This window comes from Enterococcus sp. DIV0175 (assembly GCF_050529075.1).
GTDB classification, from domain to species: domain Bacteria; phylum Bacillota; class Bacilli; order Lactobacillales; family Enterococcaceae; genus Enterococcus_B; species Enterococcus_B thailandicus.
The window spans coordinates 2,684,272-2,706,162 of sequence record NZ_CP172880.1 but is presented as its reverse complement, the minus strand read 5'-3'; the positions used below and the strand labels follow the sequence as shown (position 1 = coordinate 2,706,162).

Genomic DNA, 21,891 nt, shown 5'->3' with positions numbered 1-21,891 from the left:
AAGGCTTCCTCCTTCATTAAAAAGTGAATAACTAGTACTAATTTAGCATTTTTTCAGATAGTTTTCCACAGAAAGAAAAGAAAAAAATAAATTTATTTGTATTATCCACAAAATCCACGTCAGAAAAAAAAAGAAAATCACAAGAGAGGAAAAAGTTTATCCACAGGAGTAATCAACAGGTGGATAAGTCAGCTAATAAAAAAGTTTTTAACAAGCAAGTGTGGATAAAAAAGGTAATATTTATAAGTGATTGAATAAACAATTCACAGAAAAGAGAGAGTCTGTGGATTTCTTTTTTTACATGTGTTTATTCTGTGTAAAAAATGGGCTAAAAAAATTGTGGATAATTGTTGTTGATAACTTTTTCCACAAAAAAATCACACAGCAAAAAATAATGTTGTGGATAAGTTTTAAGAGAGTTAATATTATTTTATATTGACAAAACAGCATTCTAGTCGGTATACTATCAAAGTATGTCTGTGTTTATAATTAGATAAGAAATTTTGGAGGTGGAATACATGAAAAGAACATACCAACCAAATAAACGTAAACGTCAAAAAGTTCACGGATTCCGTAAACGTATGAGTACTAAAAATGGACGTCGTGTTTTAGCAAGCCGTCGTCGTAAAGGAAGAAAAGTTCTTTCAGCTTAGGCCACTGGGGTTTCAGTGGTTTTTTTTATGCCCTTTTTTAGGGAAATGATGAACTGATAACAGTAAATATGGTATGATGGTTCACGTAAGTGAGAGATAGAAAAGGAAAGAAAACTAATGAAAAAAGCGTATCGAGTAAAAAAAGAACGAGAGTTTCAAGCCGTCTTTAAAACAGGGGCTTCCTTTGCTAACCGTAAGTTTGTTGTTTACCGATTAGATAAAAAAGACCAACCTCATTTTAGAGTAGGACTTTCAGTAGGTAAAAAAGTTGGAAATGCAGTCTCCCGCAATGATGTAAAAAGAAAGATTCGTGCAGCGATTTATTCTTTTAAAGATGAAATCGATCCAGAATTAGACTTTATTGTAATTGCAAGACCAAGTGTTAAAGGACTGACTTACGATGAGATTCGCTCAAATTTAGTCCATGTCTTAAAGCTTGCAAAAATAATCGATAGAGAGGTAACGAGTACGTGAAGAAATACAAACGTTTACTTTTGATGGCTGGCATAATTAGTTTAGTTGTCATCTTGTCTGGTTGTGGAACTGGAGAAGTGAGTGCACAAAGTACAGGAATTTGGGATCGCTACATTGTTTATAATTTTGCTCAAGCGATTAAAGGCTTATCATTTGGGAATGCTGGAATCGGGATTATTCTATTTACATTAGTGATTCGGGTAATTTTATTACCATTAATGCATTTTCAAACAAAAAGTATGCGCAAAACACAAGAAGTTCAACCGAAATTAAAAGAGCTACAACAGAAATATTCTTCTAAAGATCCTGAGACTCAAAGCAAATTGAGAGAAGAACAACAACGGCTTTACGCTGAAAATGGTGTAAATCCATACGCTGGATGTCTTCCTTTGTTGGTACAAATGCCAATCTTGATGGCATTATGGCAATCAATTTCTCGTGTACCAGAATTAAAACAGGGACATTTTCTTTGGCTTAATTTAGGTGAAGCAGATCCAACATTTATTTTGCCAATTTTAGCTGCAATTTTTACTTTTGCAAGTACTTACTTATCTAGTATGAGTCAAATTGAGTCAAACCCAACAACAAAAATTATGAGTTTTGCTATGCCAGTGATGATTTTAGTTATGGGTGTTAACTTAGCAAGTGGTCTTTCATTATACTGGGTAGTTTCAAATGCCTTTCAAGTTGTTCAGACATTGTTGATTAATAATCCGTTTAAGATCCGTAAAGAACGTGAAGAAGTAGCAATGAAGATTCGTGAAAAAGAAAAAGCGTTGAAAAAAGCCACAAGTCCTAAGAAAAAACGTAAAAAATAAGGGAGGTAATGCTAATGCCGATTTATAAAGCTGCAACAGTAGATGAAGCCATTCAAAATGGTTTGAATCAGTTAGGTTTGACTAAAGATCAAGTTGAACTTGAGATACTTGACGAAGGAAAAAAAGGTTTCCTTGGAATGGGCCGTAAAGATGCTCAAGTGTCTATTGAGCCATCTGTTAGTGAAACTATTTCAGAAGTAGTGGAAGAAACAGTTGAAGACGTTCTAGAAGAAACTCCTGTAGAAATCACAGTGATTGATGAATTTGAAGTAGAGTCAGAAGAAAGTTCAGTAGAACAAGAATTAAGTGACTTGGATGATGAAGCAGCTTTAACGGAATTGGCACTTTATCTTACTGAAATTTCTAAACATTTGGACGCGCCTGCTCTGGTAAAAATGGAGAGAGAAGCAAACTTAGTTGTTTTTCACTTAGAAACACAAAAACAAGGAATTTTAATTGGTAAACATGGGAAGACACTGAATGCTTTGCAGTATTTAGCACAAGTATTTATCCATCGGGTGGCTACAAACAAATTATCAATTGTTGTTAATGTAGGAAACTACCGTGAAAAGCGCCAAGAAATTATTCAGCGTTTAGCTGAGCGAACAGCTGATAAAGTCATTCGTACAGGTCAGCCAGTATTTTTAGAACCAATGCCGGCTTTTGAACGAAAACAGATTCATGCAGCACTAAGTAAAAATGACGGAGTAAAAACACACTCTGAAGGTGAAGAGCCTTATCGATATTTAGTTGTTGAGCCAGCAAAAAGATTCTATTAAAGTGAAATAAAAATCAAAAAGGAAATGTCAGAAGTCAGTTGACTTGTGACATTTCCTTTTTTGTTTCTATATATAGAAGATAATAAAAAAAAGAACACTAAAATAATTTTTTTATGGCTAAATGGTGTGAAGAAATAAAATCAGATTGACAAAATTTTTTAAACCAAGTATATTTTACTAGAAATCATTCTTATCGAAGTATACGATCGTAGTAGTCTAACTTTGATAAAAAGAAGTACAAGGCATTTGCTTTGTACTTTTTTGCTTAAAAATAAGGTTAGAGACTAGTCAATCAAAAGAACTTGATTCATTTTTAGAAATGTGATAGTCTATGACAAGAATTTAATCAAGAACAAGCAGTCAAAGTGCTAAGTTCACCTTTTTATGTAAAGGGTGGAGTGGGCGCTTTTTTTGTGCGTAAAATTAAAGGAGAAGTGAAAAAATGGCTGAAATTACTTTGGAGTTTGACACAATCGCAGCAATCTCAACGCCACCAGGTGAAGGTGCAATTAGTATTGTACGCTTGAGTGGTGATCATGCAGTTCAAATTGCCAATAAAGTTTATCGTAGTGGAACAAAAACTTTACTCGAAGTACCTAGCCACACGATTCATTATGGTCATATAGCTGATCCAAAAGATAATCATCTAGTGGATGAAGTGATGGTCTCAGTAATGTTAGCACCGAAAACTTTTACTCGTGAAGATGTGGTTGAAATTAATTGTCATGGTGGGATTGTTGTAGTCAATCAGGTACTTCAGCTTTTACTTAGAGAGGGTGCGCGTCTAGCGGAGCCAGGAGAATTTACAAAGCGTGCATTTTTAAATGGACGGGTGGATTTGTCACAAGCAGAAGCTGTCATGGATTTAATTCGTGCAAAAACAGATAAGGCAATGGACCTAGCAATTAATCAATTAGATGGAAATCTTTCTTCATTAATTCGTGCATTGCGCCAAGAAATTTTAGAAACGTTAGCACAAGTTGAAGTCAATATTGATTATCCAGAATATGATGATGTTGAAGAAATGACAACTAAATTATTACTTGAAAAAGCGCAAATGGTTCATCAAAAAATTGAAGAGCTATTGGCAACTTCAAAACAAGGAAAAGTTTTACGAGAAGGGCTAAGCACAGCAATTATTGGACGCCCTAACGTAGGGAAATCAAGTTTGCTAAATCATTTATTGCGAGAAGAAAAAGCAATTGTAACTGATATTGCCGGAACGACACGTGATGTGATTGAAGAATATGTCAATGTTCGGGGGGTACCTTTGAAATTGATTGATACAGCTGGAATTCGTGAGACGGATGATGTTGTAGAACGAATTGGTGTAGAAAGAAGTAGAAAAGCTTTGTCTGAATCTGATTTGATTTTATTAGTTTTAAATCAAAGTGAAGCTCTAACAGCAGAAGATGAACAATTATTAGAAGCAACCAGTGGATTAAAGAGAATCATTCTTTTAAATAAAACTGATCTACCCGCAAAAATTGAACTAGATAAACTAGCAACATTTATTAATCATGAACCTGTTTTTCCAGTTTCAGTCACAAACAATGATGGTTTGGATCAATTAGAACTCGCTATTACTGAACTGTTTTTCGGTGGGAAAACAGGCGAGAAAGATGCAACTTATGTTTCAAATACGCGACATATCGCATTATTAGAAAAAGCAGCTATTTCATTAGATGAAGTGGTCACAGGAATAGAGGCTGGTATGCCTGTTGATTTAGTTCAAATCGATATGACACGTTGTTGGGACTATCTTGGAGAAGTAGTTGGAGATAGTGTCCAAGATGAATTGATAACACAGTTATTTAGTCAATTTTGTTTAGGAAAATAGAGGAGGAACATCTTTTGAATCAATATCAAGCAGAGTCGTATGATGTCATCGTTGTTGGAGCAGGGCATGCTGGATCTGAAGCAGCGTTAGCCTCGGCTAGACTAGGATCGAAAACATTGCTATTAACAATTAATTTGGATATGGTTGCATTTATGCCTTGTAATCCATCAGTAGGCGGACCAGCTAAAGGAGTGGTTGTTCGTGAGATTGATGCTTTAGGCGGAGAAATGGGAAAAAATATTGACAAAACGTACATTCAAATGAGAATGTTGAATACCGGAAAAGGACCTGCAGTTCGTGCTTTGCGCGCACAAGCTGACAAGCATGCCTATGCCTCAGAAATGAAACATACCATTGAAAAAGAACCTAATTTGACGCTACGACAAGGAATTGTTGAAGAAATAATTGTTGAAGAGGGTGTTTGTCGTGGCGTCGTTACCTCTACAGGCGCACGTTATAGCGCGAAAGCTGTTGTTATCACAGCTGGAACAGCTCTTCGTGGTGAAATTATTATTGGTGAATTAAAATATTCATCAGGTCCAAATAACTCACAGCCATCAGTAGGCTTAGCCAATAATCTAAAGGAATTAGGGTTTAAGATTGAACGATTTAAAACAGGAACACCACCACGTGTAAAATCAAGTACAATTGATTATTCAGTCACAGAAGAACAACCTGGTGATGAAAAACCTAATCATTTTAGTTTTAGCACACCTGATAGTGCATATAAAATTGATCAAGAGCCTTGTTGGTTAACTTACACTGGTGAATCAACGCATCAAATTATTCGTGACAATTTACATCGTGCACCGATGTTTACTGGAATTGTTGAAGGTGTGGGCGCACGTTACTGCCCTTCAATTGAAGATAAAATTGTTCGCTTTGCTGATAAACCACGTCACCAATTGTTTTTAGAGCCAGAAGGATTAAATACAGAAGAAGTATACGTCCAAGGGCTATCCACATCGTTACCAGAAGATGTTCAAGTAGATGTATTGCATTCAATTGCTGGTTTGGAAAAAGTGGAAATGATGCGTACGGGATATGCCATTGAGTATGATGTCATTGAGCCACATCAATTACGTCCAACACTTGAAACAAAAGTAATTGAAAACTTGTATACAGCTGGTCAAACAAACGGAACAAGTGGGTATGAGGAAGCGGCAGGTCAAGGTCTGATTGCTGGAATCAATGCATCATTAAAAGTCCAAGAAAAAGATCCTTTCGTAATTAAACGTAGTGATGGCTATATTGGTGTGATGATTGATGATTTGGTGACAAAAGGAACAAATGAACCTTATCGTTTACTTACTTCTCGTGCCGAGTATCGTTTGATTTTACGACATGACAATGCAGATTTACGTTTGACTGAAATGGGTCATCAAATTGGATTAGTAAAAGAAGAACAATATGATTCTTACCTATCGAAGAAAGCAGCGGTTGAGCAAGAAATTAAACGATTAATGAGCATTCGAATCAAGCCAACAGAGGAAGTCCAAGCTTTCTTGAGTAGCATTGAAGCAGCACCATTAAAAGATGGTGTCTTGGCAAGTGATTTCTTGAAACGTCCAGAGATTTCTTACGCAGATTTGTTAAAATTTATTCCAGAAAATGATGCACTGACACATAAAGAAATTGAACAAGTTGAAATTCAAATTAAATATGAAGGTTACATCAAAAAAGCCATGGAAAAAGTTGAAAAATTAAAACGTATGGAAGCTAAAAAAATTCCAAAAAATATCGACTACGCAGCAATCAATGGTTTAGCTACAGAAGCAAAACAAAAATTACAAAAAATTCAACCTGAAACAATTGCGCAAGCAAGTCGAATTAGTGGTGTAAATCCTGCCGATTTGAGTATTCTGATGGTCTATATCGAACAGGGGAAGATTGCGAAAGTTAACGCATCTGCCCAATAAATTTTTAAAATAAAAAGAGAACTTGAGCTGTAATAATTTATATACTTGCTCGAGTTCTTTTTTGTTCGTTTTTTAGTGCGAATTTTTTTAAGATTGTCCAAGGAAGCATTGCAAGAAAAAGAAAATTGCGTTAAAGTAGGAGAAGATTCTGTGAAACAATTTCTGTTTCACAATGAAAGGACTAATTATGACACCAGAAGAATTTCGCCAAGCATTAGCAGAAAAACAAATTCATTTATCAGATCATCAGATGGAGCAATTTGCCACGTATTTTAAAACACTAGTTGAGTGGAATGAAAAAATGAATTTAACAGCTATTACAGATGAAAATGAAGTGTATTTGAAACATTTTTATGATTCACTGACACTGGCTTTTGAAGTTGACTTTACCGAGAAGCTTTCTTTGTGTGATGTTGGATCAGGCGCAGGCTTTCCAAGTATTCCATTAAAAATTGTTTTTCCAGAGCTACAAATTACAATTGTTGACTCATTAAATAAACGAATTACTTTCTTAACAGAATTAACTAACTTATTAGGTATTAGTGCTTCTTTATACCATGATCGCGCAGAAACATTTGGGCAAAACATAGAATTTCGTGAATCTTTTGACTTAGTTACTGCAAGAGCTGTTGCTAGATTAAACGTATTGGCAGAATTATGTATGCCACTAGTCAAGTTAGGTGGTCATTTTTATGCATTAAAAGCTGCTAAAAGTGAAGAAGAATTGACTGAAGCAAAACATGCAATTGCTATCTTGGGTGGTAAATTTATCAAGGAGACAGCAGTTGATCTGCCAAAAATTTCGGATCAACGTCATATTCTTACTATAGAAAAGAAAAAAGTCACACCAAAAAAATATCCAAGAAAACCTGGATTGCCTAATAAGCAACCCATTAAGTAGGAGGAGAAGAGATGGCACAAATTATATCTGTTGCAAACCAAAAAGGTGGAGTTGGTAAAACGACAACTACAGTTAATCTAGGTGCTTGTCTTGCTAGCCTAGGAAAAAAAGTACTCTTAGTTGATATGGATGCGCAAGGAAATGCTACTAGCGGTGTGGGTGTCCGAAAACCGGATGTTAAGCAAGACATTTACGATGTATTGGTGAATGAATTGCCAATTGCAGAAGCAACGATTGTAACAGAACATGAAAATTTAAATATCGTGCCTGCTACTCTCCAATTAGCTGGAGCAGAAATTGAATTAACTTCTATGATGGCTAGAGAATCTCGATTAAAAGGTTCTTTAGCAGAAGTAAAGAATCAATATGATTATATTTTGATTGATTGCCCGCCTTCTTTAGGTCACTTAACAATCAATTCTTTTACTGCTAGTGATGCAATTTTAATACCTGTCCAGTGTGAGTATTATGCTTTAGAAGGCTTAAGCCAATTACTTAATACCGTTCGTTTAGTACAAAAACATTTTAACCCCGACTTAGAAATTGCTGGCGTTTTATTAACGATGTATGATGCAAGAACGAACCTTGGGACAGAAGTTGTGGAAGAAGTTCGTAAGTATTTCCGTGAAAAAGTCTATGATACGATTATTCCAAGAAATGTTCGTTTATCAGAAGCACCAAGTCATGGTCTACCAATTATTGACTACGATCCACGTTCTCGAGGAGCAGAAGTTTACCAAGCATTGGCAAAGGAAGTGGTTGATCGTGAAGAAAAATAAAGGCCTAGGTCGAGGAATCAACGCGCTATTTCAGGATTTAGAAAATTTAGAAAGTGTTGATGTAAAAGACGAAGCAGTTATTCAATTACCTTTGAACGAGCTACGTCCTAATCCTTATCAACCACGAAAAACGTTTGAAGAAGTATCTCTACAGGAGCTAGCTAATTCAATTGAACAATCGGGTGTGTTTCAACCAATTATTGTTAGAAGATCTACGGTAAAAGGGTATGAAATTATCGCTGGTGAGCGACGTTTTCGTGCTTCAAAATTAGCTGAAAAAGAAACAATTCCAGCAATTGTACGAGAATTCAATGAAGAAGCAATGATGCAGGTTGCTGTTTTAGAAAACTTGCAACGAGAAGATTTAAATCCTTTAGAAGAAGCAGAAGCTTACGAAATGCTGATGAAGAATTTGAATTTGACACAAGCAGAAGTAGCCAGCCGTTTAGGGAAAAGTCGTCCTTACATTGCGAACTACTTACGATTGTTGTCTTTACCAGATCTAGTGAAGGAAATGGTTCAAGATCACCGTTTATCAATGGGACAAGCTAGAACCTTATTAGGTCTAAAAAATAAAGATCTTATTTTGAAATTAGCTAATCGTGTAGTATCTGAAAACTTAACTGTTCGTCAATTAGAACAAACAGTGTCTGAATTAAATCAAAATGATGGGAAAGAAAAGAAAAAAATCCCACGTTTGGCAAAAGAAAAACCTTATTACATTCGTGAAAGCGAAGATCGTTTGATGGATAAATTTGGTACGAGTGTTGCGATTCAAGAAAAAGATGGCAAAGGAAAAATTGAAATTGAGTATCTTTCACAAAACGATTTAACAAGAATTCTTGATATTCTTAACATTCAATTTGATGAAGAGTAGAAACAGGAGGCTATTTTATGTATGATTTAGGCGATATTGTTGAAATGAAAAAACCTCATGCTTGTCAAACAAATCGTTGGGAAATCATTCGTATGGGAGCAGACATCAAAATTAAATGTGTGAACTGTGGCCATATCGTGATGATGACACGTCGCGATTTTGAAAAAAAACTAAAAAAAATACTTGAAAAAAAGGCAAAGAAAGAGTGAATTAATTTATGGCATTGACTGCTGGAATCGTTGGCTTACCCAACGTAGGAAAATCAACTTTATTTAATGCAATTACAAAAGCTGGAGCAGAAGCAGCGAACTATCCTTTTGCAACAATTGATCCAAACATTGGAATGGTTGAAGTACCAGACTGGCGTTTACAACGCTTAACAGAACTTGTACAACCGAAAAAAACTGTACCAACGACATTTGAATTTACTGATATTGCCGGTATCGTTAAGGGCGCAAGTAAAGGTGAAGGATTAGGAAATAAATTTTTAAGCCATATTCGCCAAGTAGATGCAATTTGTCATGTTGTTCGTTGTTTTGATGACGATAACATCACCCATGTTGAAGGTCGTGTAGATCCTTTAGGCGACATTGATACAATCAACTTAGAGTTGGTTTTAGCTGATTTAGAATCAATTACTAAACGTTATACACGTGTGGCTAAAGTAGCAAAAACAAAAGACAAAGAAGCTGTGGCAGAGTTAGCTGTGTTGGATAAAATCAAACCAGTTTTAGAAGAAGGCCGTTCTGCCCGTTCAATCGAATTTACGGAAGAAGAACAAAAAATCGTTAAGAGTCTATTTTTACTGACAACTAAACCTATTTTATATGTGGCGAACGTATCAGAAGATGATGTTGCTGATGCAGAATCAAATCATTATGTTCAAGAAGTGCGCAATTTTGCAGCAGAAGAAAATGCTGAAGTTATCGTAGTTTGTGCCCGAGCAGAAGAAGAAATTGCTGAACTAGATGAAGAAGACAAAGCAGAATTCTTAGAAGCTTTAGGAATTGAAGAATCTGGTTTAGATCAATTGATTCGTGCAGCCTACGGATTACTTGGATTAGCAACTTATTTCACAGCAGGTGAGCAAGAAGTGCGTGCTTGGACTTTCAGAAAAGGAATCAAGGCACCACAAGCAGCTGGAATTATCCATACGGACTTTGAACGTGGCTTTATTCGTGCAGAAACAGTTTCATTCGATGATTTGAATAAATATGGAAATATGCATGCAGCTAAAGAAGCTGGACGTGTTCGTTTAGAAGGTAAAGAGTACATTGTACAAGATGGAGACGTTATGTTGTTCCGTTTTAATGTATAAAAGGGCTATCATAGTTTGCTAAAAATATGTTAAAATATTTTTTGTGACGACCGTTAAGCAAACTAACGGCTAAGGAGGACTACTAGATCATGGAACCAGAGCAATTACGTGAAATGGTGAAAGAAAATAATAATTTAGAAACACAATTAACGAAGCGAAACCAACAGTATATTTTTGATTTGAAAAAATCTTTAGAAGCAGCAAACTTATCTGAGGCAGAGAAAGTTAATGCGCTTCATGATATGTTACCTGTCTTGGTGAAAGAACAAAAAGGCGGCAAAACTGCACGTCAGCTTTTTGGAACAGTTTCTGAGCGAACAGAATCAATTATTAGTAAGCCAGTAGCACCTAAAAAATCTTCTACACCAGTTTTGATGTGGTTAGATAATACATTATTGTTATTAGGTTTATTGAGTATCATGATTGCAATTACAGGTTTCTTTTCACGTGAAACAGCTCCAGCTTATGGAATCTCAACACTTCTGTTTGGATCAGCTATCGGTGGTTGGGTATTTTATATGATGTATAAATATATTTATCAATATGAATATCCAGGTGCAGATAGAAGCAAGAAACCAGGAATGTTAAAAACATTATTGATTTTAGGTGGTTCAACACTTGTGTGGGTAATCGCATTCTCAGCGACAACGTTACTTCCACCAGTTCTTAACCCAGTGTTAAATCCAATTGTAGTAATTGTGATTGGTGCAGCAGCATTAGCACTACGTTACTACTTGAAGAAAAAATATGAAATCGTGGGCAGTCTATCTGTTCCAAGAAGATAATTAGCAAGCAACGTACGAAATTATTCGTGCGTTGTTTTTTTTTATTTTCTTTCTTAACAATGAGAATAATCAAAATAAAATCTTTGTTTTATGAGAAATAAAGCAGCAGTTGCTTCTTAGTTATTGACTTAAAGGATAAAATCGCTTATTTTAATAGATAAACTAAATTAGAGGAGTGGTACTAACAATGTCCAACTGGGAAACAAAGTTCACGAAAAAAGGTTTTACTTTTGATGATGTCTTATTGATACCAGCAGAAAGTCACGTGTTACCAAACGAAGTGGATATGAGCATACAACTAGCAAAAAACATTAAGTTAAATATTCCAATTATGAGCGCAAGCATGGATACAGTAACTGATAGTAAGATGGCAATTGCGATGGCTCGTCAGGGTGGTCTAGGTGTTATTCATAAGAACATGACAATTGACCAACAAGCAGAAGAAGTTCGCAAAGTAAAACGTTCAGAAAGTGGCGTCATCATTGACCCATTCTTTTTAACACCACAACATCTAGTTGCTGATGCTGAAGAATTAATGAGTAAATATCGAATTAGTGGTGTTCCAATTGTTGAAACTTTGGAAAATAGAAAATTAGTAGGAATCATTACTAACCGTGATATGCGTTTCGTAACAGATTATCATATTCCGATTGACGATGTGATGACAAAGGATAACTTAGTTGTTGCCCCAGAAGGAACTTCTCTAAAAGATGCAGAGAAAATTTTACAAAAATACAAAATTGAGAAATTACCAATCGTCGATGAAGATGGTCGTTTAAGTGGCTTGATTACTATCAAAGATATTGAAAAAGTCATCGAATTTCCTAATGCTGCGAAAGATGAACATGGTCGTTTATTAGTTGCTGCTGCTGTAGGCGTAACAAGCGATACTTTTGAACGTGCTGATGCATTGTTAACTGCTGGTGTAGATGCAATCATTATTGATACAGCTCATGGACACAGTGCAGGTGTAATTCGCAAGATTAAAGAAATTCGTGAAACTTTCCCAGCAGCAACACTGATTGCTGGAAATGTAGCAACTGCTGAAGCAACGAAAGCACTTTATGATGTTGGTGTTGATGTTGTTAAAGTTGGTATTGGACCTGGTTCGATTTGTACAACCCGTGTTGTTGCAGGTGTCGGTGTTCCTCAATTGACAGCAATTTATGATGCAGCTTCTGTTGCGCGTCAGTATGGTAAAACAATTATTGCCGATGGCGGAATCAAATATTCAGGTGACATTGTTAAAGCACTAGCTGCTGGAGGACATGCAGTTATGTTAGGTAGTATGCTAGCCGGAACAGATGAATCACCAGGTGAATTCGAAATTTTCCAAGGTCGTCGTTTCAAAACATATCGTGGAATGGGCTCATTAGGTGCGATGGAAAAAGGATCAAAAGATCGTTATTTCCAAGGAAGTATCAATGAAGCAAATAAATTAGTTCCCGAAGGTATTGAAGGACGTGTAGCTTATAAAGGAAGCGTAGCAGATATTATCTTCCAAATGATTGGTGGATTAAAATCTGGAATGGGCTATGTCGGAGCTGCAAACTTACAACAACTACGAGATGATGCACAATTCATCCAAATGAGTGGCAGTGGACTAAAAGAATCACATCCACATGATGTTCAAATCACTAAAGAAGCACCAAACTACTCAGTTGAATCATAAATAAAAGAAAAACTTCCACCAAAATCATAATTGATTTTGGTGGAAGTTTTTTGTTTTAGAAAGTAAATTTAGTTGATTACTCTTAAATTACCCATATATGGCACTAAAGCTTCAGGAATAGTTACTGAGCCATCTTCATTTTGGTAGTTTTCTAAGATAGCTGCAACTGTACGGCCAACAGCTAAACCAGATCCATTCAATGTATGAGTGTAATGAATTTTTCCATCTTCATCACGGTAGCGAATCATTGCTCGACGTGCTTGGAAATCTTCACAGTTTGAACATGAACTAATTTCACGGAAAGTATCTTGCGCGGGAATCCAAACCTCTAAATCATACGTTTTAGCAGCAGAGAAGCCCATGTCACCTGTTGACAAAGCAACGACACGATAAGGTAAGTTTAATTTTTGCAAAATATCTTCAGCATCATTAGTCATTTTTTCTAGTTCTTCATAAGAATGTTCAGCATCAGAAAATTTAACCATTTCAACTTTGTTAAATTGGTGCAAACGAATCAGACCACGAGTATCTCTACCAGCACTACCAGCTTCTGAACGGAAAGCAGGGCTAAGAGCGGTAAAGCGAATTGGTAAATCTTTTCCATCTAAAATTTCGTCATTATAATAGTTGGTTAAAGGAACCTCTGCAGTAGGAATCAATGTTAAATCGGTATTTTCTAATTGGAACACATCTTCTTTAAATTTTGGAAATTGACCTGTCCCGAACATTGCACGACTGTTAACAATGTAAGGAGTAATCATTTCAGTATAACCATGTTCATAAATATGTTGATCAAGCATAAAATTATACACGGCGCGTTCTAGGCGTGCACCTAATCCTTTATAATAAACAAAACGGCTTCCTGAAACTTTTGCGCCACGTTCAAAATCTAAAATATCAAGATTTTCTGCGATTTCCCAGTGTGGTTTAGGTTCAAAAGAAAAGTTTCGGGGATTGCTCCAACGACGAACTTCTACGTTATCGTCTTCATCTTTTCCAATTGGTACTGAGTCATTAGGCAAGTTTGGTAAAGTAGTAGCAATCTGAGTAAGTTTTTCATCAACATCAGCAATTTCTGTATCTAAGGCTTTGATGTTGCCACCAACTTCTTTCATTTCTGAAATTTTTGCAGAAGCATCTTCTTTATTACGTTTTAGTTGTGCAATTTCTGCAGAAACATCATTTCGATATTTTTTTAATTCCTCACTTTTTACAAGCAAATTACGACGACTTTCATCTAATTCCATAAATTCAGCCAAAGTTTCTTTTTTTACGCCACGTGTCATTAATTTTTCTTGGACTGAGTCAAAGTTCTGACGCATCATTTTTACATCTAACATTAATTAATTCCTCCTTTATAAATAAAAAAACTATTCCTTCCCAAAAATCTTGGGACGAAATAGTTTTGTATTCGCGGTACCACCCGAGTTCAGCTTTAATTGCTGCTCTTGTTTACAGATAACGGCTGTTAACCGGCTTTTCTTATTTCAAAAAGCACACATCATAGAACTGGAACTTCCAAATTATTTTTTGCTGATTTGCAGCGACCATCAGCTCTCTGTTAAAAAATAAAATGTACTGGGTTCTGTGTTTAGTATTCACTAATTGACTTAAGAATATCGAAAAATGAGATATTCGTCAACTGATTATTTTTCATCTTGAGGAAGTTTACTATTTTTTTTCAAAGGTAGGTGCATAATAAATGAAGTCCAACTTTGATCTGATTTTGCATAAATGTACCCACCGTGTAATGCAACAATACTTTGAGCAATTGCTAGCCCAAGTCCTGTTCCGCCAGTTGCTTGTGATCGAGATTCTTCCACACGATAAAAACGATCAAATAAATTATCAAGAGATTGTTTTGGAATCATTGCCCCATTATTTTTAACGACTGCTACAACTTCTGTTCCGACACGTTCGACTTCAATGATAATATTTGTAGCTCCTTTACCGTACTTCAGGGCATTTGTAATTAAATTATTAAAGACGCGGACCAATTTTTCTGTATCCCCATCCATAATCAGTGAAGACTCTTTAGATTGAACAAGTATTTGAATATTTTTTTTGGCAGCTTCCAACTCAAAGTCAGCAGCAAGCTGCTCGATTAATTGAATCAAATCAAATGCTGAAAAGTTAACAGGCACTGCTGGCTGTCGCACTTTTGTATATTCAAAAAGGTCTTCAACTAAGGATTTCATTTGTTTTGCCTTTACATAAGCAGTATGTGTGTACTTCAAAAGATCTTCTTGAGAATGATATTGTCCATCTTCAATCAGACCTAAGTAACCAATAATGGATGTTAAGGGTGTACGAATGTCATGGCTCACGTTTGTAATCAGTTCGTCTTTTGATTTTTCAATTTTTCTCTCATCCTCAATAGCAGCAACCGTACTATCTACTAAGCCATTGATACTAGTAACAACTCTACTAAGATCGCCACTAAGTTCAAAAGGGATTCGATGATCATAATTACCATTAGCAATGAAATGTAGCTCACTGATAATGTGACGTAATTGCATTTGTCGATAACGCCGAATCAAGCGCCAATATAAAACTGCTACATCTAATAGTAAGAAAAGCGGAATAATAAAATTCCTACCATTCCAAAAAAGATCAGAGCCAAGTCGCTGGGCAAAAATATTTTTTGAATCCCAAATTGCATTTGTGAGAGAAGGAGAGCTGTTGATGACAGAACTAATTACTACTAAAATAGCGACATTTAATAGAAGTAAAAGAATAACTGTGATAATTCCTTCTGCTAAAAGTTCACTGATTTCTTTGGAAGTTAAAATGATACGCCGTCGTTTCTCTTTTCCCACGCTCTTATCTTGCGTCAATTTTATATCCAACCCCCCAAACAGTTTGAATTACTTTTTCTCCACCTGTAGCTTCTTCAATCTTATCTCGTAAATGGCTCACGTGAACCATAACTGTTTTTGCAGAGACAATACTTTCTTGTTTCCAAACACGTTCAAAAATTTCATCCGCACTAAAGACACGATTTGGGTGACTAGCTAAAAGATATAAAATGCCAAATTCTAAAGCAGTTAATTGGATTTCTTTCCCGTCAATTGTTTTTACTTCATGGGAGTCTTTGTTGATTATTAATGAATTTACTTCTAATACATCCGGTTGTTCAGCAGTTATTTGCATTTTTGTACGACGTAATAAAGATTTTACACGCGCCATAACTTCCAATGGATTAAATGGTTTGGTTACGTAGTCATCTGCACCAGCAACTAACCCTTTGATTTTATCCATATCAGTTGTTTTTGCTGTTAACATAATAATTGGAATTTGAGATTCTTTTCGTAATTCTTTTACAACTTGCATACCATCCATTTCAGGCATCATGATATCTAAAATAAGCAATTCAATATCGGGAATAGTTCTAATTTTTGATAGTGCCTCTTTTCCGTCATAAGCTTTTACTGCCTCGTAACCTTCATTGTGTACATAGATACTTAATAACTCTACAATTTCTTTGTCGTCATCTGCAATTAAAATTTTCATATAATGAATCCTCCAGAATAAGTGTGTTTACCATTATTTTAGCAAAAAAAAGCAGAAATAGATAAAAGCAACACTTTGTTAACAAAAAATTTAGAAGAAATCACTGTAAATCAAACATAATAGAAAAAAACTGAACAATTATTACAGATGTAATATAAAATTAAGCGAAAATAGTGTAAAAAGCGAATGATTTTAAAGCAGAATTAAATAATGATCGAACTTGTTATAAATGTTGTTAAAACAGCATTTTTATTATTGACTTTAGAATTTTAAGTTGGTATATTATTATTTGTTCAACAAGAGCAATTAAAATTTTGTTGATTAGTCGTTAAATAAGTTGTTGACATGTCCATTATGGCATGATAAGATAACTGAGTCGTTTAAAAAGAACTGCTTATGAAGCTTGATTTCATCAAGAAAAACTTCGAAAAAGTTCTTGACAAATAACAAACGATGCGATATGATAAATGGGTTGCTGAAAGATTTCTCGAACGAAATCAAAAAAACTTTTTTTAAAAAGAGTTGACACTCAAACGTCACTCTGATATAATATAAAAGTTGCTACGGCGATTCAAGTAGACCTTTGAAAACTGAACAAAGTAAGACAAACCAAATGTGTAGGGCGTCTTGATTCAATTCAAGACAACAAACATTTTTAAACAGCAAGCAATATGCTAGCAAACAAATTGAGCTTAACAATCGCAAGATTGTTCTAACTTTTATTATGAGAGTTTGATCCTGGCTCAGGACGAACGCTGGCGGCGTGCCTAATACATGCAAGTCGTACGCTTTTTCTTTCACCGGAGCTTGCTCCACCGAAAGAAAAGGAGTGGCGAACGGGTGAGTAACACGTGGGTAACCTGCCCATCAGAAGGGGATAACACTTGGAAACAGGTGCTAATACCGTATAACAATCGAAACCGCATGGTTTTGATTTGAAAGGCGCTTTCGGGTGTCGCTGATGGATGGACCCGCGGTGCATTAGCTAGTTGGTGAGGTAACGGCTCACCAAGGCCACGATGCATAGCCGACCTGAGAGGGTGATCGGCCACATTGGGACTGAGACACGGCCCAAACTCCTACGGGAGGCAGCAGTAGGGAATCTTCGGCAATGGACGAAAGTCTGACCGAGCAACGCCGCGTGAGTGAAGAAGGTTTTCGGATCGTAAAACTCTGTTGTTAGAGAAGAACAAGGGTGAGAGTAACTGTTCATCCCTTGACGGTATCTAACCAGAAAGCCACGGCTAACTACGTGCCAGCAGCCGCGGTAATACGTAGGTGGCAAGCGTTGTCCGGATTTATTGGGCGTAAAGCGAGCGCAGGCGGTTTCTTAAGTCTGATGTGAAAGCCCCCGGCTCAACCGGGGAGGGTCATTGGAAACTGGGAGACTTGAGTGCAGAAGAGGAGAGTGGAATTCCATGTGTAGCGGTGAAATGCGTAGATATATGGAGGAACACCAGTGGCGAAGGCGACTCTCTGGTCTGTAACTGACGCTGAGGCTCGAAAGCGTGGGGAGCAAACAGGATTAGATACCCTGGTAGTCCACGCCGTAAACGATGAGTGCTAAGTGTTGGAGGGTTTCCGCCCTTCAGTGCTGCAGCTAACGCATTAAGCACTCCGCCTGGGGAGTACGACCGCAAGGTTGAAACTCAAAGGAATTGACGGGGGCCCGCACAAGCGGTGGAGCATGTGGTTTAATTCGAAGCAACGCGAAGAACCTTACCAGGTCTTGACATCCTTTGACCACTCTAGAGATAGAGCTTCCCCTTCGGGGGCAAAGTGACAGGTGGTGCATGGTTGTCGTCAGCTCGTGTCGTGAGATGTTGGGTTAAGTCCCGCAACGAGCGCAACCCTTATTGTTAGTTGCCATCATTTAGTTGGGCACTCTAGCAAGACTGCCGGTGACAAACCGGAGGAAGGTGGGGATGACGTCAAATCATCATGCCCCTTATGACCTGGGCTACACACGTGCTACAATGGGAAGTACAACGAGTCGCGAAGTCGCGAGGCTAAGCTAATCTCTTAAAGCTTCTCTCAGTTCGGATTGTAGGCTGCAACTCGCCTACATGAAGCCGGAATCGCTAGTAATCGCGGATCAGCACGCCGCGGTGAATACGTTCCCGGGCCTTGTACACACCGCCCGTCACACCACGAAAGTTTGTAACACCCGAAGTCGGTGAGGTAACCTTTTTGGAGCCAGCCGCCTAAGGTGGGATAGATGATTGGGGTGAAGTCGTAACAAGGTAGCCGTATCGGAAGGTGCGGCTGGATCACCTCCTTTCTAAGGAATATTACGGAGACTACACACGTTTGTCATCATTACTTTGTTCAGTTTTGAGAGGTTTACTCTCTTCATTTAAATACGGGGCCTTAGCTCAGCTGGGAGAGCGCCTGCTTTGCACGCAGGAGGTCAGCGGTTCGATCCCGCTAGGCTCCATTAACAACATTTGTTGTTAACTTTGTTCATTGAAAACTGGATATTTGAAGTAAGATCAAAACAAACCGAGAACACCGCGTTGAATGAGTTTTTTAATAAGTTCAATTGCTTATTTTTCTTGACTAGTTTCTATCGCTAGAAATGATGTCAAAACCCAACCGTAAGGTTGATAAGGTTAAGTGAATAAGGGCGCACGGTGGATGCCTTGGCACTAGGAGCCGATGAAGGACGGGACTAACACCGATATGCTTTGGGGAGCTGTACGTAAGCTATGATCCAGAGATTTCCGAATGGGGGAACCCAGCATCTTTTATAGGATGTTACAAATATGTGAATACATAGCATATTTGAGGTAGACGCAGAGAACTGAAACATCTAAGTACCTGCAGGAAGAGAAAGAAAATTCGATTCCCTGAGTAGCGGCGAGCGAAACGGGAAAAGCCCAAACCAACAAGCTTGCTTGTTGGGGTTGTAGGACTCCGATATGGTAGTTTTTTCAGATAATCGAATGACTTGGAAAAGTCAGTCAAAGAGGGTAAAAACCCCGTAGATGAAATTTGGAAGACACCTAGGAGGATCCTGAGTACGGCGGAACACGAGGAATTCCGTCGGAATCCGGGAGGACCATCTCCCAAGGCTAAATACTCCCTAGTGACCGATAGTGAACCAGTACCGTGAGGGAAAGGTGAAAAGCACCCCGGAAGGGGAGTGAAATAGAACCTGAAACCGTGTGCCTACAACAAGTCAAAGCCCGTTAATGGGTGATGGCGTGCCTTTTGTAGAATGAACCGGCGAGTTACGATTGCATGCGAGGTTAAGTCGAAGAGACGGAGCCGTAGCGAAAGCGAGTCTGAATAGGGCGTTTGAGTATGTAGTCGTAGACCCGAAACCATGTGATCTACCCATGTCCAGGTTGAAGGTGCGGTAAAACGCACTGGAGGACCGAACCCACGTACGTTGAAAAGTGCGGGGATGAGGTGTGGGTAGCGGAGAAATTCCAAACGAACTTGGAGATAGCTGGTTCTCTCCGAAATAGCTTTAGGGCTAGCCTCGGAATTGAGAATGATGGAGGTAGAGCACTGTTTGGACTAGGGGCCCATCTCGGGTTACCGAATTCAGATAAACTCCGAATGCCATTCATTCATATCCGGGAGTCAGACTGTGAGTGATAAGATCCATAGTCGAAAGGGAAACAGCCCAGACCACCAGCTAAGGTCCCAAAATATATGTTAAGTGGAAAAGGATGTGGGGTTGCACAGACAACTAGGATGTTGGCTCAGAAGCAGCCACCATTTAAAGAGTGCGTAATAGCTCACTAGTCGAGTGACCCTGCGCCGAAAATGTACCGGGGCTAAACATATTACCGAAGCTGTGGATAACACCTATGGTGTTATGGTAGGAGAGCGTTCTAAGGGCGTTGAAGGTAGATCGTGAGGACTGCTGGAGCGCTTAGAAGTGAGAATGCCGGTATGAGTAGCGAAAGACAGGTGAGAATCCTGTCCACCGAATGACTAAGGTTTCCTGGGGAAGGCTCGTCCGCCCAGGGTTAGTCGGGACCTAAGCCGAGGCCGAAAGGCGTAGGCGATGGATAACAGGTTGATATTCCTGTACCCGTTGTTTTTGTTTGAGCAATGGAGGGACGCAGGAGGCTAAGGAATGCAGACGATTGGAAATGTCTGTCCAAGCAGTAAGTCTTAGGTTGAGTCAAATGCTTAATCTTTTAAGGACAAGCTGTGATGGGGAGGGAAATAATAGTACCGAAGTTCCTGATGTCACACTGCCAAGAAAAGCTTCTAGTGAGAAAACAACGGCCCGTACCGCAAACCGACACAGGTAGTCGAGGAGAGAATCCTAAGGTGAGCGAGAGAACTCTCGTTAAGGAACTCGGCAAAATGACCCCGTAACTTCGGGAGAAGGGGTGCTGATCGTCAGATCAGCCGCAGTGAATAGGCCCAAGCGACTGTTTATCAAAAACACAGGTCTCTGCAAAATCGTAAGATGAAGTATAGGGGCTGACGCCTGCCCGGTGCTGGAAGGTTAAGAGGAGTGCTTAGCGTAAGCGAAGGTACGAATTGAAGCCCCAGTAAACGGCGGCCGTAACTATAACGGTCCTAAGGTAGCGAAATTCCTTGTCGGGTAAGTTCCGACCCGCACGAAAGGCGTAACGATTTGGGCACTGTCTCAACGAGAGACTCGGTGAAATTTTAGTACCTGTGAAGATGCAGGTTACCCGCGACAGGACGGAAAGACCCCATGGAGCTTTACTGTAGTTTGATATTGAGTGTCTGTACCGCATGTACAGGATAGGTAGGAGCCGTAGAAATCGGAACGCTAGTTTCGATGGAGGCGCTGGTGGGATACTACCCCTGCGTTATGGCCACTCTAACCCGCACCACTAATCGTGGTGGGAGACAGTGTCAGATGGGCAGTTTGACTGGGGCGGTCGCCTCCTAAAAGGTAACGGAGGCGCCCAAAGGTTCCCTCAGAATGGTTGGAAATCATTCGAAGAGTGTAAAGGCAGAAGGGAGCTTGACTGCGAGACCAACAAGTCGAGCAGGGACGAAAGTCGGGCTTAGTGATCCGGTGGTTCCGCATGGAAGGGCCATCGCTCAACGGATAAAAGCTACCCTGGGGATAACAGGCTTATCTCCCCCAAGAGTCCACATCGACGGGGAGGTTTGGCACCTCGATGTCGGCTCGTCGCATCCTGGGGCTGTAGTCGGTCCCAAGGGTTGGGCTGTTCGCCCATTAAAGCGGCACGCGAGCTGGGTTCAGAACGTCGTGAGACAGTTCGGTCCCTATCCGTCGCGGGCGTTGGAAATTTGAGAGGAGCTGTCCTTAGTACGAGAGGACCGGGATGGACTTACCGCTGGTGTACCAGTTGTTCTGCCAAGGGCATTGCTGGGTAGCTATGTAGGGAAGGGATAAACGCTGAAAGCATCTAAGTGTGAAGCCCACCTCAAGATGAGATTTCCCATTTCTTTAAGAAAGTAAGATCCCTGAGAGATGATCAGGTAGATAGGTCAGAAGTGGAAGTACAGTGATGTATGGAGCGGACTGATACTAATCGATCGAGGACTTAACCAAGAATGGTAAAAGAAAAAAACTCGGTAGAGTTGAGATTAC

The 21,891-nt window shown here is 38.6% G+C and carries 16 protein-coding genes, 1 tRNA gene, 2 rRNA genes and 1 other annotated feature; of the genes, 16 read left to right on the top strand and 3 right to left on the bottom strand.

The genetic code is table 11. The annotated features are described in order from the left end of the window. Positions 1–518 precede the first annotated feature (518 nt). The 13 genes from rpmH (at position 519) to guaB (ending at position 12,815) form a co-directional block, all read left to right on the top strand. On the top strand, positions 519–653 hold the full coding sequence (gene rpmH / locus IGJ76_RS12860) for a 50S ribosomal protein L34 (RefSeq protein ID WP_002293121.1): 135 nt from the start codon (positions 519–521) through the stop codon (positions 651–653). A 117-nt stretch (positions 654–770) separates the two neighbouring features. Continuing rightward, on the top strand, positions 771–1,127 hold the full coding sequence (gene rnpA, locus IGJ76_RS12855; protein ID WP_067483666.1) for a ribonuclease P protein component: 357 nt from the start codon (positions 771–773) through the stop codon (positions 1,125–1,127). Then, positions 1,124–1,945 carry a YidC/Oxa1 family membrane protein insertase gene (locus tag IGJ76_RS12850; RefSeq protein WP_067483668.1) on the top strand — a complete coding sequence of 274 codons (822 nt, stop codon included), beginning with the start codon at positions 1,124–1,126 and terminating at the stop codon, positions 1,943–1,945. Before rnpA ends, IGJ76_RS12850 begins: the two co-directional genes overlap by 4 nt. A 14-nt stretch (positions 1,946–1,959) precedes the next feature. Continuing rightward, positions 1,960–2,724 (top strand): RNA-binding cell elongation regulator Jag/EloR, encoded by a 765-nt coding sequence (gene jag, locus IGJ76_RS12845; RefSeq protein ID WP_086270524.1) that lies wholly within the window; start codon positions 1,960–1,962, stop codon positions 2,722–2,724. Between the two features lie 442 nt (positions 2,725–3,166). Next, complete coding sequence (gene mnmE / locus IGJ76_RS12840) at positions 3,167–4,564, top strand: tRNA uridine-5-carboxymethylaminomethyl(34) synthesis GTPase MnmE (RefSeq protein ID WP_067483672.1); 1,398 nt, start codon at positions 3,167–3,169, stop codon at positions 4,562–4,564. A gap of 14 nt (positions 4,565–4,578) precedes the next feature. Beyond that, positions 4,579–6,483 (top strand): tRNA uridine-5-carboxymethylaminomethyl(34) synthesis enzyme MnmG, encoded by a 1,905-nt coding sequence (gene mnmG / locus IGJ76_RS12835; RefSeq protein ID WP_430596656.1) that lies wholly within the window; start codon positions 4,579–4,581, stop codon positions 6,481–6,483. Between the two features lie 187 nt (positions 6,484–6,670). Continuing rightward, positions 6,671–7,384 carry a 16S rRNA (guanine(527)-N(7))-methyltransferase RsmG gene (gene rsmG, locus IGJ76_RS12830; RefSeq protein WP_075491813.1) on the top strand — a complete coding sequence of 238 codons (714 nt, stop codon included), beginning with the start codon at positions 6,671–6,673 and terminating at the stop codon, positions 7,382–7,384. An 11-nt stretch (positions 7,385–7,395) separates the two neighbouring features. Next, positions 7,396–8,163, top strand: coding sequence for a ParA family protein (locus IGJ76_RS12825; RefSeq protein ID WP_067483676.1), 768 nt, complete (start codon positions 7,396–7,398; stop codon positions 8,161–8,163). Further along, positions 8,150–9,040 (top strand): ParB/RepB/Spo0J family partition protein, encoded by an 891-nt coding sequence (locus IGJ76_RS12820; protein ID WP_067483678.1) that lies wholly within the window; start codon positions 8,150–8,152, stop codon positions 9,038–9,040. The genes IGJ76_RS12825 and IGJ76_RS12820 overlap by 14 nt, the downstream gene beginning before the upstream one ends. Before the next feature lie 17 nt (positions 9,041–9,057). Continuing rightward, a complete protein-coding gene (locus IGJ76_RS12815) occupies positions 9,058–9,249 on the top strand; it encodes a DUF951 domain-containing protein (RefSeq protein ID WP_067483680.1) in 192 nt (63 codons plus the stop codon). Positions 9,250–9,257: 8 nt separating this feature from the next. After that, complete coding sequence (ychF, locus tag IGJ76_RS12810) at positions 9,258–10,358, top strand: redox-regulated ATPase YchF (protein WP_067483682.1); 1,101 nt, start codon at positions 9,258–9,260, stop codon at positions 10,356–10,358. 89 nt (positions 10,359–10,447) lie between these two features. Further along, complete coding sequence (locus tag IGJ76_RS12805) at positions 10,448–11,143, top strand: DUF1129 domain-containing protein (protein WP_218658012.1); 696 nt, start codon at positions 10,448–10,450, stop codon at positions 11,141–11,143. A gap of 187 nt (positions 11,144–11,330) precedes the next feature. Next, positions 11,331–12,815, top strand: coding sequence for an IMP dehydrogenase (guaB, locus tag IGJ76_RS12800; protein WP_430596655.1), 1,485 nt, complete (start codon positions 11,331–11,333; stop codon positions 12,813–12,815). Positions 12,816–12,883: 68 nt separating this feature from the next. On the opposite strand, the gene serS is transcribed toward guaB, so the two are convergent. The 3 genes from serS to IGJ76_RS12785 form a co-directional block, all read right to left on the bottom strand. Next, positions 12,884–14,155: a serine--tRNA ligase gene (gene serS, locus IGJ76_RS12795; protein WP_067483688.1), complete on the bottom strand. Its 1,272-nt coding sequence runs from the start codon at positions 14,153–14,155 to the stop codon at positions 12,884–12,886. Between the two features lie 47 nt (positions 14,156–14,202). Next, positions 14,203–14,411 (bottom strand) — a binding site (T-box leader). A 50-nt stretch (positions 14,412–14,461) separates the two neighbouring features. After that, the gene (locus IGJ76_RS12790; protein WP_067483690.1) at positions 14,462–15,652 is read right to left on the bottom strand and encodes a sensor histidine kinase; all 1,191 of its coding nucleotides are present in this window, start codon (positions 15,650–15,652) and stop codon (positions 14,462–14,464) included. After that, positions 15,639–16,328 (bottom strand): response regulator transcription factor, encoded by a 690-nt coding sequence (locus IGJ76_RS12785; protein WP_067483692.1) that lies wholly within the window; start codon positions 16,326–16,328, stop codon positions 15,639–15,641. Before IGJ76_RS12785 ends, IGJ76_RS12790 begins: the two co-directional genes overlap by 14 nt. Before the next feature lie 720 nt (positions 16,329–17,048). Between IGJ76_RS12785 and IGJ76_RS12780 the strand changes: the two genes are divergently transcribed. From IGJ76_RS12780 to IGJ76_RS12770, 3 genes are all read left to right on the top strand, one after another. After that, a 16S ribosomal RNA gene (locus tag IGJ76_RS12780) occupies positions 17,049–18,609 on the top strand. 83 nt (positions 18,610–18,692) lie between these two features. Next, positions 18,693–18,765 (top strand) — tRNA-Ala (locus IGJ76_RS12775). Between the two features lie 173 nt (positions 18,766–18,938). Further along, positions 18,939–21,852 (top strand): 23S ribosomal RNA (locus IGJ76_RS12770). The 16S and 23S rRNA genes sit together here with 1 tRNA gene alongside, the layout of an rRNA operon. The last annotated feature ends 39 nt before the right edge of the window (positions 21,853–21,891 follow it).